Origin of the sequence: Idiomarina sp. OT37-5b, from assembly GCF_002968395.1 — a bacterium.
Classification (GTDB): Bacteria; Pseudomonadota; Gammaproteobacteria; order Enterobacterales; family Alteromonadaceae; genus Idiomarina; species Idiomarina aquatica.
Map to the genome: position 1 here is coordinate 2,017,364 of NZ_CP027188.1, position 13,787 is coordinate 2,031,150.

The following is a 13,787-nucleotide window of genomic DNA, read 5'->3' on the forward strand; positions in this document are numbered from 1 at the left end:
ATACAAAGGTTGTGCCAACTTCCAAATATGTCTTAACTCATTGATTTTTATTGTTTTATTTTTTAGCAACACAGCGAGTGGATGACAGCCCTTAGAGTGGGCAATAACTTTTTAGCAAATTTGACCAACTAGCTGGTCAAATCCGCTAATTTGGTCTCGCGACTTTCCCGAAAAGCCAATGCTCCCTCGATCAGTGCGCGCGCGTCATCCGCTTTAGGACCTTTAATGCTCAGGTACTGACGCCATTTCTTGCCACCCGGCTGACCCTGGAAAAGCCCCAGCATATGGCGTACCACATGCCACGCACGTCCACCGCCACGGATATGTTGATCGATATAGTCGATCATCTGCACGGCAACGGCTTCACGGTGTGATGGTATGGTTGACGCTTCGTCGATGGTCGCAAGCTCGGTCAGCAACCAAGGGTTCTGGTAGGCCTCTCGACCAATCATAACCGACTCTACATAGGTGAGGTGATGATAAACCTCGGTCAACGTTGTTATTCCCCCATTGATACTCATTGGCACACTCGGGTAGCGCTGTTTGGCACGATAAACACGGTCGTATTGCAACGGCGGGATCTCTCGGTTTTGCTTTGGACTCAAGCCACTTAACCAGGCTTTACGAGCGTGTAACGTCAGTTGATCCACGCCCGCAGCAACCACTGCATCCAGAAACCGATACAGAAATTCATCAGAGTCCTGTTCGTCAATGCCGAGGCGGGTTTTCACGGTTACCGGAATATCCGTCACTTGCTTCATCGCCGCGACGCATTCAGCAACGGTTTCGGGCTGAGCCATCAAGCAGGCACCAAAACTGCCGTTCTGAACCCGGTCGGACGGACACCCCACATTAATGTTGACTTCATCGTAACCTCGTTGTTGAGCCAATGCCGCGCAACGCGCCATCGCCTCAGGGTCACTCCCGCCTAATTGCAACGCGACCGGATGTTCAGCCTCGTTATAGGCAAGAAAGTCCTGTTGCCCGAACAGTATTGCGCCGGTTGTCACCATTTCCGTATAAAGTAGTGTCTGCGGTGACAATAGCCGATGAAAATACCGGCAATGGCGATCCGTCCAATCCAGCATCGGGGCGACTGAGGTTTTGTAAGGGTAAGACGACATAAGGCTGCAAAAACCCGGGAAACGTTTGATGATTGTGGCGATTATACCCAATAATTGGCTAACTCTCATCCGCCATTGTCAGAAAAGCGGTTGCCTGCCCCTTAAAAGGGATTACAATAGGACTTCAATATTGAGAAATGAAACGCTATGACGAAGTCAGAAACCGAACGTCTTGTTCGCAAGGCAGAAAAACTGTGCCAGAAACGAGGCGCCCGTATGACGCCAACACGTAAGGAAGTGTTCACTATCCTTGCGATGCAATCTGGCTCGATTGGCGCTTACGATCTTCTGGAACAGTTAAAAGCAGCGGTTCCTAATGCCAAGCCGCCAACCATTTACCGCGCTCTGGATTTCTTGCAAGAGCAGGGGTTCGTGCACAAAATCACTTCATCGAACAGTTTCGTGCTTTGCTCTCATTTCGATCATCACCACCCGGTGCAAATGTTAATCTGCGAATCCTGCGGCAATGTCCAGGAAATACAATCCGAAGGTGTGTACGAAGAACTTCAGCATCAGGCTGAAGATCAAGGCTTCCTGGTCCAAGAGCAGACCATTGAGGCGCATGGTTTATGCGCTAACTGCCACTAACTAAAAATAACGAAAAACAACAAGTAGGATGTCCCATGAAACTACCTTACCTGCTGGGAATTACCGTTGCCAGCATTGGCTTTACAACCCTTGCCAACGGGCAAGCCTTTGACGACAAATTCCGCCAGTTAAATGACGATAAATTCAGAACCCCTAATGTTTATCGCACCGCATCCGGCGCACCGGGTCACGAATACTGGCAACAGGAAGTCGACTACGACATTCGCGTTACACTGAACGATGACAACCAGAGTGTCAGTGCACGCAGCACCATCACCTACACCAACAACTCACCTGACACCTTGCGTTATTTGTGGGTTCAACTGGATCAAAACCGTTTTAAGAAAGACTCTATCGGGCCACAATCCAGAGCAACTTCAGCAGACAGCCTAGAGCGTGTCAGTTTCTCACGCATGGAGAGCATGCTCACCCAGGAAGAGTTTCCGGCGGGCTACACCATTACCGATGTCAGTGATACACGTGGCGAGCCGATGGATTACACCATCAATGATACCATGATGCGCATTGACCTCGACGAAGCACTGGCGTCCGGCGACAGTGTCACCTTTAATATCGGTTGGCAGAACAACATTATCGAAGCCGATGTCTTAGGGGGTCGTGGTGGTTACGAGTATTTTGAAGACGACGGTAACTATCTGTATGAAATGGCTCAGTGGTTTCCGCGCATGGCCGCTTATTACGACGTTGAAGGCTGGCAGAACAAACAGTTTATCGGCAATGGCGAGTTTGCGCTCGAGTTTGGCGATTACACCGTTGCTATTACAGTACCGGCCGATCACATTGTAGCGTCCACCGGCGAATTGCAAAATGCCGACGAGGTTCTAACCGACGTCCAGCTTGAGCGTCTGGAACAAGCCAAGTCAGCGGATAAGCCGGTTAAAATTGTGACCGAAGAAGAAGCCTTAGAAAACGAGAAAGAAGGTACCGACGAGACCAAAACCTGGGTCTTCAAAGCGGAACAAGTTCGTGATTTCGCCTGGGCTTCGTCGCGTAAGTTTATTTGGGATGCACAACGCTATCAGAAAGGTGAAACCGACGTGATGGCGATGTCATTTTATCCCGAAGAAGGCAACCCACTGTGGGAGCGTTATTCAACGGCGTCAATTATTCATACCATTGACGTGTATAACGATTACAGCTTTGACTACCCCTACCCTGTTGCCATTTCGGTAAACGGCCCGGTCGGTGGCATGGAGTACCCCATGATCACCTTTAACGGTCCGCGCCCATACCTGGATGAAGACAGCGGTAAAAAATATTACTCCAAGCGCACCAAATACGGTTTAATTACCGTCATTATCCACGAAATCGGTCATATTTATTTTCCGATGATCGTTAACTCTGACGAACGTCAGTGGACCTGGATGGATGAAGGCATCAACACCTACCTGCAGTTCCTGGCAGAACAGGAGTGGGAGCCGGATTACCCGTCCTGGCGTGGTGATGCGCGTAATATCGTGACCTACATGGCAAGTGATAATCAAATGCCGATCATGACCAACTCCGAGTCTATTCTGCAGTTTGGCAACAACGCCTACGGTAAACCGGCAACGGCGCTGAACATTCTGCGTGAAACCATTGTCGGTCGCGAGCTGTTTGATTTTGCGTTCCGTGAATACGCCAATCGCTGGAAGTTTAAACGCCCGACACCTGAGGACTTGTTCCGCACGTTGGAGGATGCCAGCGGTGTCGATTTGGACTGGTTCTTCCGCGGTTGGTTTTACACCACGGACCATGTTGATATCAGCCTCGACCAGGTAAACCTGCTGACCGTCAGTACGCAGGACCCGGAAATTGAAGCGGCATGGCGCAAGCAGGTTGATGAGCAGGATCCCGAAACCATCACCGCCATTCGTAACCAGGACGTGATGTACAAAATCCATCAACAAGAGCAGTTGCAGGACTTTTATAACGAACACGACGAATACACCGTGACCAACGCTGATCGCAACAAGTACAAGCAGCTACTGGATGGTCTGAACGACGAGCAAAAAGAGATGCTGAACAACGGCAGTAACTTTTATGTCTTAGACTTCAGCAATCTGGGCGGTCTGGTCATGCCTATCCTGCTGGACCTGCACTACGAGGACGGCAGCAAAGAACACGTCCGGATTCCGGCAGAAATCTGGCGCCGCTCTCCAGAGCAAGTCAGCAAACTGCTTATCCGCGACAAGACCATCAAAGAAATCGTGCTGGACCCATACTGGGAAACGGCTGATGTTGATACCACCAACAACTATTGGCCAGCCCGTCCGGTACCGTCACGCATCGAGCTGTTTAAGCGTGGTGACCGCGACAACAGCATGATGGAAGATTACGATGAAGAACTGAAAACCGATGAACCAAAAACCGACGATGAGAACTAAATTCGCCGCTGTTTTTGGCGTTATCATGAGTATTGCGCTGCTGCCCACGGCAGCAGCGCATAAATACTTTTTTGGTCTGACTGAAGTCAGTCATAACGCCCGAACGGAACACCTTGAAGTGGTTCACCAATACACCCTTCATGACGTTCAGCGGGCACTCAAATTAAACTATGGCGACGACTTTCAGATCGACGATTCCGGTGCGGAAGAAAAAATAAAAGCATGGCTTGAAAACCATTTCGAGCTGTTTGACAGTAAAGGTAATAGGCTTAAATTAAACTGGGTCGGCTTTGAAGCCGATTTCCAGAACATTTGGCTGTACCAGGAATACGCGGCAGACACAGCAGAATTTTGTGACTGGCGTGTTAGTAACACGATGTTAATGGATGTCTTTTCGGCACAGGTCAATACCATTAATTTTGTAACTCCGGCAGCAACCCATGGGGTGACGCTGACCAAAGGACGTAGTTTAAAGTCCGTTAGTTGTAACTGATTACAAAAAAAGGGACGAGATTGCATGAATGCTGAATTCGTAAATCCATTTCTGCAGGCATTGCAAAATGTATTGTCAATGATGGCGCAAATGGAGTTGAAACCCGGCAAACCTCAAATCAAGAAAGATGAATATGCGCGCGGTGATGTCTCCGGCATTATCGGTATGGTGGGACCACAAATAAAAGGCTCATTTTCTATCTCTTTTGAGGAGAATCTGGCGTGTGAAATAATGCACAAAATGCTCGGTGAAATGCCAGAATCAGTCGATGATGAAGTCTGTGACATGGTCGGCGAGATCACCAATATGGTTACCGGTGGTGCAAAGAAGACGCTCGGCGAAAAAGGCTATGAATTTGATATGGCCACACCTATCGTCGTGTCCGGTCGCGACCATACCATTTCTCACCGCTCAGAAGGGCCGAAAATCATCATGCCTTTCAGCCATATCGCCGGTAAAGCGTATATCGAAATTTGTTTCGATAAAATCAGTTAATTAATAATGGTCATCGTCTGCGGCGCGGGCAAAGTTGTCGAACCGTGACAGATGACCATGAAATTTCAGCTCAATTTTACCAATCGGGCCATTCCGCTGCTTACCGATAATAATTTCGGCCAGGCCTTTCTCAGCGCTGTCAGGGTGATAAACCTCATCACGATAGATGAACATGATAACGTCGGCGTCCTGCTCGATAGAGCCCGATTCACGTAAATCTGAGTTAACCGGTCGTTTGTCCGAGCGTTGCTCCAGTGAGCGGTTCAACTGTGACAGCGCAACCACCGGTACATTTAACTCTTTCGCCAGTGATTTAAGTGACCGCGATATTTCGGCAATTTCCAGGGTGCGGTTTTCCGACATCCCCGGCACCGTCATCAATTGCAGATAATCCACCATAATCATGGCTAAGCCACCGTGATCGCGGGCAATACGACGCGAGCGCGAGCGTACTTCGGTGGGGGTTAACCCCGACGCATCATCGATGTACAAGTTATTCTTTTCATTGAGAATGTTCATGACCGAAGCAATTCGGGCCCAGTCATCGTCTTCGAGTTTACCGGTACGGACTTTGTTTTGATCCACCCGGCTCAGAGACGCCAGCATACGCATCATGATCTGTTCCGCCGGCATCTCGAGACTGAATACGAGCACCGGTTTTTCTTCATTCATGGCGATGTTTTCAGCCAGGTTCATGGCGAACGTGGTCTTACCCATAGATGGACGTGCGGCAACGATGATTAAATCGGATGGTTGCAGCCCAGCCGTCATTTGGTCGAGGTCATGGAATCCACTGGAGACGCCGGTAACGCCATTGTGATTCTTAATTTTGCTGAGCGCATCAATACGTTCGATAGTTTTCGCCAGAATGTCACTGACACCCTTTGGTCCTTCGGTCGCACTGGTGCGTTTTTCCGCAATTCGAAAGACTTTGCTCTCGGCTTCGTCGAGAAGCTCCTGACTGGTACGGCCCTGGGTATCATAGCCGGACTCGGCAATATCGTTAGCAGCGGCAATCATCTCGCGTAATACCGCGCGCTCTCGGACGATGTTTGCATACGCCAGAATGTTGGCAGCACTGGGGGTGTTTTTTGAGATTTCGCCAAGGTAAGCGAAGCCCCCTACTTTTTCCAGTTCACCGGCCGCTTCAAGCGTTTCTGATACGGTCACCAAATCCATCGGTTGGCTGTTATCAGCCAACTTCTGCATCGCCTGAAATATCAGTCGGTGGCCCCGATGATAAAAGTCCTGCGCAATAATGCTTCCGGCAACTTTGTCCCAGGCATCATTATCTAACATCAGACCGCCAAGCACCGACTGCTCTGCTTCGATCGAGTGAGGCGCTGATCGCAGCGCCTCGATAGATTTATCCGTTTTTTTAGCGGGTTCAGCCATGCAAAGTTATTCTCATTGGTTAGCGTCAAACAACCCGCTTACTATAGCGTTAATCGCGTTTGATTTCGATACTTCCTGATACGGTGCTCACTTTTACCTGAGCCGCTCCCGAACCTGCACTGAACTGCAGTGAGGAAGCCGTACCCCAGCGTGACTCTTCGGCTTTGTCAGCGGTCAACTCATTAATGATGTCACCGCCGGCATTGGCTTTAAGGTTAAAACTGGCATTAACGTCGTCGCTAAAGCGGAATAACAAGTCGCCACTGACGGAGGACGCATCCAAAGTAGCGGTATCACTCAAACCCAAGTGCAACTCGACATCACCGCTGACATTTTTGACCTGACCGTCATCAATGGTCGGTAATTTCATCCGCACATCGCCCGAAACATTCTGCAATTCAAAGCGACGTAACGCATTGGAGCGTACTTCAAGGTCGCCACTAACGGCCTGATACTTAGCCCGGTTGGCATTATTCTCAACATCTTTGATATCGCCACTCACCGTTTCCAGTACCACTTCACCGGCCAATTGGCTGGCATCGATATCACCGGATACCGTTTTTAATAACACATTTTGTGACGCGTTAGTGAGTTTAATATCACCACTAACCAAGGTGATATCGGTACCGCCGCTCAGATCCGATGCATTGACATCCATCGACACCCCTTCAACTTTCAAAGGGCTACTTTCCGGCATATATAAGGTCAGTTCGGAACCGTCTTCATCATTATAGCTCCAACCATTTTGCTCCGGTGTACGCACCTCTATCCGAACGCCATTACCGCGCAATTCGAAAATGAGGTCTTCGGCCCGTTTATCCAGCGTACCGACTAAACGGACTTGGTCTTTATCGTGGGTAATCACTTCCAGCTCACCGCGCTCATTGTTCAGATACACACGGGTACCGGCACTCACATCGAGGGTTTTGTCCACCGACTGCTGTGCGAAGGCCATAAAGCTGGCACTGGCTAATAACGCGCTTGCGAGTAATGATACTGTTTTCATAACGTTTCTCCTGGTCTAAATTTCTTCCAACACGGGCTGTTGCTGATACGCGTGTTTCAGTAGTTGAATTTCTTGCTCATTGATCCAGCGCAGCATGTCGATCATCTGCGCGTCACCGCCGTTTTCCTGCATCGACAGCAGTAACTGTTGCTTGGCGTTACGCAAGCTGGCTAATGACTCAATGTAATTGTTTTGCGTCATTTCGTAGCCGGCTAACTGGTAACCACTGGCCATAGCGTCAACCTGCTGATGCTGGGCCTGATTCATTTGTTGGGCCAGTAAGTACCATTCGCTGACATCCGGCTGCTTGGTAACCGGACTTTGCAGGCCAACAATAACGGCTACCGTCATCAAACTGGCAGCTACCGCTGACAGACCGCCTGCAAACCACCATTTTGTCGCGATTGGAGTGGCTGTTTGTTGTACTGGACGCTCTTCCAGTCGCGACTCGATGCCGGCCCACAAGTCCGCCGGTGGGGTTACCCCTGAGTCCTGCTGCTGATGTTCATGAATCATCGCATCAAGTTGCTGTTTTTTGTCTTTCATAACCACTCCTGCATAAGGTTACGAGCCCGGTGAAACTGAGATTTACTGGTTCCCTCGGCAATTCCCAACAAATCGGCAATTTGTTGATGAGAATAATTATTCAATGCGTGTAACACGAAAACTTGTCGGGTCTGCTCCGGCAGTTTTATCACTAACTGATCCAGCGCGCCCAAGTCGATGCCATCCTCTAAATCGGCGCAGCGATTAGGGTCCTCTTGCTCCGCCGCCCGCTGATTGCGTTTAAACCAACGCGTTTGTTTTCGTAGTTCCGTAATGGCGACGTTGTTCGCCAAGCTGTAGAGCCAGGTTGAAAACTTTGAGCGCTGGTCAAATTTCGGCAGGCTGCGCCATACCTGGACAAAAATTTCCTGCACCAAATCATCCGTTAATGACGCATCCGCTGTAAGCCGCAATACCTGTCCATAGACATTCCTTATGTGTCGATCATAAAGTCGTTTGAATGCAGCCTTGTCGCCTTTTGCAGCCAGTGCTATGTCGGTGGTTTCGGACACCGCGTTCTCCCTGTCTACGTGATTTGTTATTGAATTTGGTAATAAGTCGCTGTCGGTTGTAGCAGGGTTTACAAGGGAGGTAAAATTTTTCAAAAAAAAAGCTGCCCGAAGGCAGCTTTTTCGCTATTGCTTTTGCTCACTGCTTAGTCAGCAGCAACAACTTTCAATTTCACGTTAGCAAACACGTCCGCGTGTAAGTGTAATTCCAGCTCGTATTCGCCAGTTTCACGGATGGTACCATGAGGCATTAATACTTCTGCTTTCTTCACTTCTACGCCGGCAGCAGTGATCGCGTCAGCGATATCACGAGTGCCGATTGAACCGAACAGTTTACCTTCGTCGCCAGCTTTCGATGCAATTTCAATCGTATCCAGTGCATTGATTTTTTCAGCACGAGCTTCAGCCGCTGCCAACTGGTCAGCAAGCTTCGCTTCGTACTCAGCGCGACGCTGTTCGAACAATTCGATGTTTGATTTGGTTGCCGGAACTGCTTTGCCCTGAGGGAACAAGAAGTTACGAGCGTAACCAGCTTTAACGCTAACTTGGTCGCCAAGGCCACCCAGGTTAGCAATTTTATCTAATAAGATGATGTTCATTTTTCGCTACCCCTAATCTTGGTATTCGAACCGATGCTATCTTACTGATGTGAATCAGTGTAAGGCAGCAGTGACAAATAACGCGCACGTTTGATAGCACGAGCTAACTGGCGCTGATATTTTGCAGAGGTTCCAGTAATACGGCTAGGAACGATTTTACCCGATTCGGTAATGTAGTTCTTAAGCGTAGCGATGTCTTTGTAATCAATCTCTTTAACGCCTTCTGCCTTAAAACGGCAAAACTTACGGCGACGGAAAAAACGAGCCATGATGGTCTCCTTAAATCTGTTCTAGATGCTGAGCATGAAGTACTAATCGCGCGAGTCCATTTTTGTCCTCGTGGCGATGCAGAAAACCTTCTGCGTGAACTTCACTACCCACCGTCAATTTTTGTAACCAGTGTTGTAACCCTTCACCGCTCATAACAAGCTGCAGCTTTACGTATGACTGTCTACTCATGCCGGCTTCCGGCTGCATTGAACGATGCTCAATGGTCACCATTAAATGTTCGATGCCTGAAGGACTGGTTTCCAGCTTCACTGGCTTACAAACGGTTCCGGTAATGTGCAGTCGATTCATACGTCTCTCTGTGAAGGTACAGCCTTACTCATTATGAGTTATGCGGCTTCACTGTCACCTTTACGATCTTCCTTCGGCTTAGTCAGCGGCGAAGGTTCAACGATCGCTTCTTTTTTGCGCATGATCATGTTGCGCAATACTGCATCGTTAAAACGGAATGCAGTTTCCAGCTCTTCCACAACTTCTGCAGACGCTTCGATGTTCAACAGAACATAGTGTGCTTTGTGCAGTTTGTTGATTGGGTAAGCCAGTTGACGACGGCCCCAGTCTTCTAAACGATGGATTTGACCACCACCTTGCTTGATCGTTTCGCTGTAGCGCTCGATCATGCCAGGTACTTGCTCGCTCTGGTCCGGGTGGACCATAAATACGATTTCGTAATGACGCATTACAGTGTCCTTTTGGTTCATATAGCCTCAGTTCAGCTCAGCCGCACTGACATAGAAGCAAGGAACTCAACTAGTAGTTTATACAATGGCTGATTTAAGCCGCGCGATACTAACGCAAAATGACGATGATTGCAATCACCACCTAATCAGGCGATGTGCTTTGTTGAGCGTGGTCGGACTCGATGCGGTCCGTGAGCAGCCTTACCAGACGGTCGGCCAGCTCGTTCTTTACCTCACTTTCACCGCGCACGACAATGTGTTCAAAGCGCTCGTCGTTACGATAAAGCGTAGCATCTAGTTGTACCGCGGAGCCTGACTCGATCAGTTGTATCACCACATCGTACTGCGCTTCACGTTCGCTCACTTTATGCCACTCGTGGCGGACATCGAGCCGATTATCAACATCTTCGGCAACGTCACGCAGTAACTGCGTCGGCGACGGCTCAAACTGGTAGTCAAACGAAACGTAAGGTTTGGTCGAGCGAAGGAATTCACCGGACTCCCAGTTAGGAGTCCAACTGACAAATAACATGGCGATCAAAAAAAGTGCAATGCCGATCGGGAACAGGCGACGTTTAAGATCCATGGCGCTGTCTCACCACCTCAAACAAACAAATACCGCTGGCAACCGAAACATTCAGGCTACTCACACTACCGGCAAGGGGAATGGCAACCAGTTCATCACACGTCTCACGCGTCAAGCGGCGCATGCCCTTACCTTCAGCCCCCATCACCAATGCTGTGGCACCGCGATAATCAACATCGTATAGCGACTGCGTCGCTTCTCCGGCCGTGCCGGTCACCCACACGTTCAATTGCTGCAGATCTCGTAACGCGCGGGCTAAATTAGTCACCACCACCAGCGGAACCACTTCAGCAGCCCCACAAGCGACCTTTCTGACCGTTGGCGTTACTTGAGCCGATTTATCTTTTGGCACAATTACTGCCGTAACGCCGGCAGCATCTGCGGTGCGCAGGCACGCTCCTAAATTATGCGGGTCGGTAACACCGTCCAACACCAAAAACAACGGCGCGCCGTCACTTTGTTCTACCAGCCGCGTAAGGTCGTGCTCATTGAGCGTCGGCAAGGACGTCACCGTCGCAACCACGCCCTGATGATTACCGCCTTCGGCACGTTTATCCAGCGCCGGTTTCGGTACCCACTGCGGGCGAATGCCTAAGCCATGAGCCTGTTGCACTATTCCGTTAACCGCATCGTCCTGACGCTCTTTCGAGACATACAGTTCAACCAGACGGTCCGGATGGTTGTCCATTATTGAGCGGACCGCATGCAAGCCAAATACCGTTACTTTTTGACTCATGAGGGGTTATTACCTTTGTTTTTACTGCCTTTACGAGGTTTATTCCGGTTGGAACCCTTACCCCGTGACGACTTACCCTGTGATTTTTTCCGTTGTGTTTTGCCCGAATTACGTTTGCGTTGCTTACCCGTCGGGCTTTCAGCCCCCAGTAACGTCAGGTCAATTTTACGCTCATCCAGATCTACCGTTTTCACTGACACTTTGACTTTATCGCCGAGACGATAAATGGTGCGGGTATTCTCGCCAATCAACATGCCTTTCTGGTTGTCATACTGGTAATAGTCATCACCCAGGTTACTGATGTGTACCAACCCGTCGATTTGGTATTCATCCAGGCGTACAAACAACCCGAAGTTGGTCACCGAGGACACCACACCGGTAAACTCCATACCAATATGATCCAGCATGAACTCACACTTGAGCCACTCATCCACCTGCCGTGTTGCGTCATCCGCACGTCTTTCGGTCATCGAGCAGTGCACGCCTAAATCATCCAACTCTTTCTCGCTGTAGCTCCAGGCGCCGGTTAACGACTGCTCAGTACCTTCACGTTTACGCAGTATTGCCTTGATTGCCCGATGCAAAATCAAGTCAGGATAACGCCGAATGGGCGAGGTGAAGTGAGAGTAGGACTTCAAGGCCAGACCAAAGTGACCCTCATTCTCCGGCTGATAGACGGCCTGCTGCATGGATCTCAGCATCATGGTTTCAATTAACTCATGATCCGGACGGTCTTTAACCTCTTCCAGCAGTTTGCCATAATCCGTCGGTGTCGGTTTATCACCACCACCAAGGTTTAATCCCAGTTCAGCTAAGAAGGCGCGGAAGCTGGTCAGGCGTTCATCGGCAGGCGCTTCATGCACACGAAACAGCGCATTAATGTCCTCATCATCTTCAACCAGCCTTGCTGATGCGACATTGGCTGCAATCATACATTCTTCAATGATCTTGTGCGCGACATGACGCTTAACCGGCTCAATACGTTCAATTTTACGATGCGCATTAAAAATGAAACGCGTTTCTTGCGTATCAAACTCAATGGCGGAACGCTGCTTGCGAACGGTTGCCAGAGCTTTGTACACATTATGCAACTCTTCAATATTGCTGAGTACGTCTTTGTACTGTTCGCGCAACTCAACATCGCCGTCGAGAATTTGTTTCACTTTGTTGTAGGTCAAGCGGGCATGACTGTTCATGACCGCGGGATAAAAACGCGACTGTTTTAATTTTCCGCGCGGACCTATCTCCATTTCGGCAACCATACACAAACGGTCGACGTTGGGATTAAGGGAACACAAGCCATTGGAGAGCTTTTCCGGCAACATCGGAATCACATTGTTCGGGAAGTACACCGAGTTACCCCGGTTCACCGCTTCGTCATCCAGTAATGTGCCAGGGCGCACGTAATAGGAGACATCGGCAATCGCCACCCACAGGCGCCAGCCTTTGTCTTCCGGCAACGCACAAACCGCATCGTCAAAATCACGCGAGTCTTCACCGTCGATGGTAATCAGTGGCAGCTCTCGCAAGTCAATGCGGCCTTCATAGGCCTCTTTAGGCACTTCTTCGTCGTATTTCGCAAGTTCACGGTCAAGACCGTCGGGCCACTCATTCGGGATATCATGCTCCCGCATCGCAATTTCAATTTCCATGCCGGGCGCCATATGGTCACCAAGCACTTCTGAGATTTTGCCAATCGGGCTGGTGCGACGATTGGGGCGGCGGGTAATGGTGACAACCACTAACTGACCGTGACGGGCGCCGGCATTATCCGCGTGCGGAATTAAGATGTCCTGGCTGATGCGTGAATCGTCAGGGACGACGATGCCGATATCGTTCTCAACAAAGTAACGTCCGACAATATCACTGTCTCGCGGTTCGACCACCCGCACCACACGTCCCTCGGGACGGCCGCGGTTATCGGTTCCGGCCGGTTTTATCAGCACGATATCGCCGTGCAGCACCGAATACATCTGATGATGTGGAATAAAAATGTCTTTGCCGCCATCGTCTGGTTTACAAAAACCAAATCCGTCACGGTGTCCGATAATGCGGCCACGAATCAATTGCATCCGCTCCGGCAGGCCATAGCAGTTCGCTCTGGTATAAACCAACTGGCCATCTCGTTCCATCGCCCGCAGGCGGCGTTTTAACCCCACCAGCTGACGCTCATCATCGAGTTTAAAATGACTGATGAAATCGTCAATATGCACAGGTTTCAGTCGCTCGTCGACCAGCACCAGCAGCGCTTCCCGAGAGGGGATTTCGACTTCGTATTGTGGTGCATTTTCGTTGCTGTCGGTCATAGAATCCTTTTAATTTGCTACCAATAAATGTTTTGGCTTTGGCACAGTA

The 13,787-nt window shown here is 49.8% G+C and carries 16 protein-coding genes; 4 read left to right on the forward strand and 12 right to left on the reverse strand.

What is annotated here, in order from left to right:
• Positions 1 to 128 precede the first annotated feature (128 nt).
• Positions 129 to 1,088 carry a tRNA dihydrouridine(20/20a) synthase DusA gene (gene dusA, locus C5610_RS09585; protein ID WP_241970656.1) on the reverse strand — a complete coding sequence of 320 codons (960 nt, stop codon included), beginning with the start codon at positions 1,086 to 1,088 and terminating at the stop codon, positions 129 to 131.
• Between the two features lie 183 nt (positions 1,089 to 1,271).
• Between dusA and zur the strand changes: the two genes are divergently transcribed.
• The 4 genes from zur to C5610_RS09605 are packed head-to-tail and all read left to right on the forward strand — an operon-like array spanning position 1,272 to position 5,087.
• The gene (gene zur / locus C5610_RS09590) at positions 1,272 to 1,712 is read left to right on the forward strand and encodes a zinc uptake transcriptional repressor Zur (RefSeq protein ID WP_105306967.1); all 441 of its coding nucleotides are present in this window, start codon (positions 1,272 to 1,274) and stop codon (positions 1,710 to 1,712) included.
• 35 nt (positions 1,713 to 1,747) lie between these two features.
• On the forward strand, positions 1,748 to 4,099 hold the full coding sequence (locus C5610_RS09595; protein WP_158682680.1) for a M1 family metallopeptidase: 2,352 nt from the start codon (positions 1,748 to 1,750) through the stop codon (positions 4,097 to 4,099).
• A 25-nt stretch (positions 4,100 to 4,124) separates the two neighbouring features.
• Positions 4,125 to 4,592: a DUF6702 family protein gene (locus tag C5610_RS09600; protein WP_126820521.1), complete on the forward strand. Its 468-nt coding sequence runs from the start codon at positions 4,125 to 4,127 to the stop codon at positions 4,590 to 4,592.
• A gap of 24 nt (positions 4,593 to 4,616) precedes the next feature.
• A complete protein-coding gene (locus C5610_RS09605) occupies positions 4,617 to 5,087 on the forward strand; it encodes a chemotaxis protein CheX (protein WP_105306969.1) in 471 nt (156 codons plus the stop codon).
• Here the strand turns inward: C5610_RS09605 and dnaB are convergent, their stop codons facing one another.
• From dnaB to rnr, 11 genes are all read right to left on the reverse strand, one after another.
• Positions 5,088 to 6,482, reverse strand: a complete 1,395-nt coding sequence (dnaB, locus tag C5610_RS09610; RefSeq protein ID WP_105306970.1) for a replicative DNA helicase — start codon at positions 6,480 to 6,482, stop codon at positions 5,088 to 5,090.
• Positions 6,483 to 6,531: 49 nt separating this feature from the next.
• Complete coding sequence (locus tag C5610_RS09615) at positions 6,532 to 7,488, reverse strand: DUF4097 family beta strand repeat-containing protein (RefSeq protein WP_105306971.1); 957 nt, start codon at positions 7,486 to 7,488, stop codon at positions 6,532 to 6,534.
• A gap of 15 nt (positions 7,489 to 7,503) precedes the next feature.
• The gene (locus tag C5610_RS09620; RefSeq protein ID WP_105306972.1) at positions 7,504 to 8,034 is read right to left on the reverse strand and encodes an anti-sigma factor; all 531 of its coding nucleotides are present in this window, start codon (positions 8,032 to 8,034) and stop codon (positions 7,504 to 7,506) included.
• Positions 8,031 to 8,546: an RNA polymerase sigma factor gene (locus C5610_RS09625; protein WP_105306973.1), complete on the reverse strand. Its 516-nt coding sequence runs from the start codon at positions 8,544 to 8,546 to the stop codon at positions 8,031 to 8,033. Before C5610_RS09625 ends, C5610_RS09620 begins: the two co-directional genes overlap by 4 nt.
• 143 nt (positions 8,547 to 8,689) lie before the next feature.
• A complete protein-coding gene (gene rplI / locus C5610_RS09630) occupies positions 8,690 to 9,142 on the reverse strand; it encodes a 50S ribosomal protein L9 (RefSeq protein WP_105306974.1) in 453 nt (150 codons plus the stop codon).
• 41 nt (positions 9,143 to 9,183) lie between these two features.
• Complete coding sequence (gene rpsR, locus C5610_RS09635) at positions 9,184 to 9,411, reverse strand: 30S ribosomal protein S18 (protein ID WP_006956988.1); 228 nt, start codon at positions 9,409 to 9,411, stop codon at positions 9,184 to 9,186.
• Between the two features lie 10 nt (positions 9,412 to 9,421).
• Positions 9,422 to 9,721 carry a primosomal replication protein N gene (gene priB, locus C5610_RS09640; RefSeq protein ID WP_105306975.1) on the reverse strand — a complete coding sequence of 100 codons (300 nt, stop codon included), beginning with the start codon at positions 9,719 to 9,721 and terminating at the stop codon, positions 9,422 to 9,424.
• 38 nt (positions 9,722 to 9,759) lie between these two features.
• The gene (gene rpsF, locus C5610_RS09645; protein ID WP_105306976.1) at positions 9,760 to 10,110 is read right to left on the reverse strand and encodes a 30S ribosomal protein S6; all 351 of its coding nucleotides are present in this window, start codon (positions 10,108 to 10,110) and stop codon (positions 9,760 to 9,762) included.
• A 142-nt stretch (positions 10,111 to 10,252) separates the two neighbouring features.
• The gene (locus C5610_RS09650; RefSeq protein WP_105306977.1) at positions 10,253 to 10,696 is read right to left on the reverse strand and encodes a signaling protein; all 444 of its coding nucleotides are present in this window, start codon (positions 10,694 to 10,696) and stop codon (positions 10,253 to 10,255) included.
• Positions 10,686 to 11,432 (reverse strand): 23S rRNA (guanosine(2251)-2'-O)-methyltransferase RlmB, encoded by a 747-nt coding sequence (gene rlmB, locus C5610_RS09655; protein WP_105306978.1) that lies wholly within the window; start codon positions 11,430 to 11,432, stop codon positions 10,686 to 10,688. Before rlmB ends, C5610_RS09650 begins: the two co-directional genes overlap by 11 nt.
• Positions 11,429 to 13,738, reverse strand: coding sequence for a ribonuclease R (rnr, locus tag C5610_RS09660; protein WP_105306979.1), 2,310 nt, complete (start codon positions 13,736 to 13,738; stop codon positions 11,429 to 11,431). Before rnr ends, rlmB begins: the two co-directional genes overlap by 4 nt.
• Positions 13,739 to 13,787 lie beyond the last annotated feature (49 nt).

Excerpts from the sequence above, each read along its gene's own strand:
- dusA (WP_241970656.1), bottom strand. The coding sequence starts at position 1,088 with ATGCTGGATTGGACGGATCGCCATTGCCGGTATTTTCATCGGCTATTG.
- zur (WP_105306967.1), top strand. The coding sequence starts at position 1,272 with ATGACGAAGTCAGAAACCGAACGTCTTGTTCGCAAGGCAGAAAAACTG.
- C5610_RS09595 (WP_158682680.1), top strand. The coding sequence starts at position 1,748 with ATGAAACTACCTTACCTGCTGGGAATTACCGTTGCCAGCATTGGCTTT.
- C5610_RS09600 (WP_126820521.1), top strand. The coding sequence starts at position 4,125 with ATGAGTATTGCGCTGCTGCCCACGGCAGCAGCGCATAAATACTTTTTT.
- C5610_RS09605 (WP_105306969.1), top strand. The coding sequence starts at position 4,617 with ATGAATGCTGAATTCGTAAATCCATTTCTGCAGGCATTGCAAAATGTA.
- dnaB (WP_105306970.1), bottom strand. The coding sequence starts at position 6,482 with ATGGCTGAACCCGCTAAAAAAACGGATAAATCTATCGAGGCGCTGCGA.
- C5610_RS09615 (WP_105306971.1), bottom strand. The coding sequence starts at position 7,488 with ATGAAAACAGTATCATTACTCGCAAGCGCGTTATTAGCCAGTGCCAGC.
- C5610_RS09620 (WP_105306972.1), bottom strand. The coding sequence starts at position 8,034 with ATGAAAGACAAAAAACAGCAACTTGATGCGATGATTCATGAACATCAG.
- rplI (WP_105306974.1), bottom strand. The coding sequence starts at position 9,142 with ATGAACATCATCTTATTAGATAAAATTGCTAACCTGGGTGGCCTTGGC.
- rpsR (WP_006956988.1), bottom strand. The coding sequence starts at position 9,411 with ATGGCTCGTTTTTTCCGTCGCCGTAAGTTTTGCCGTTTTAAGGCAGAA.
- priB (WP_105306975.1), bottom strand. The coding sequence starts at position 9,721 with ATGAATCGACTGCACATTACCGGAACCGTTTGTAAGCCAGTGAAGCTG.
- rpsF (WP_105306976.1), bottom strand. The coding sequence starts at position 10,110 with ATGCGTCATTACGAAATCGTATTTATGGTCCACCCGGACCAGAGCGAG.
- C5610_RS09650 (WP_105306977.1), bottom strand. The coding sequence starts at position 10,696 with ATGGATCTTAAACGTCGCCTGTTCCCGATCGGCATTGCACTTTTTTTG.
- rlmB (WP_105306978.1), bottom strand. The coding sequence starts at position 11,432 with ATGAGTCAAAAAGTAACGGTATTTGGCTTGCATGCGGTCCGCTCAATA.
- rnr (WP_105306979.1), bottom strand. The coding sequence starts at position 13,738 with ATGACCGACAGCAACGAAAATGCACCACAATACGAAGTCGAAATCCCC.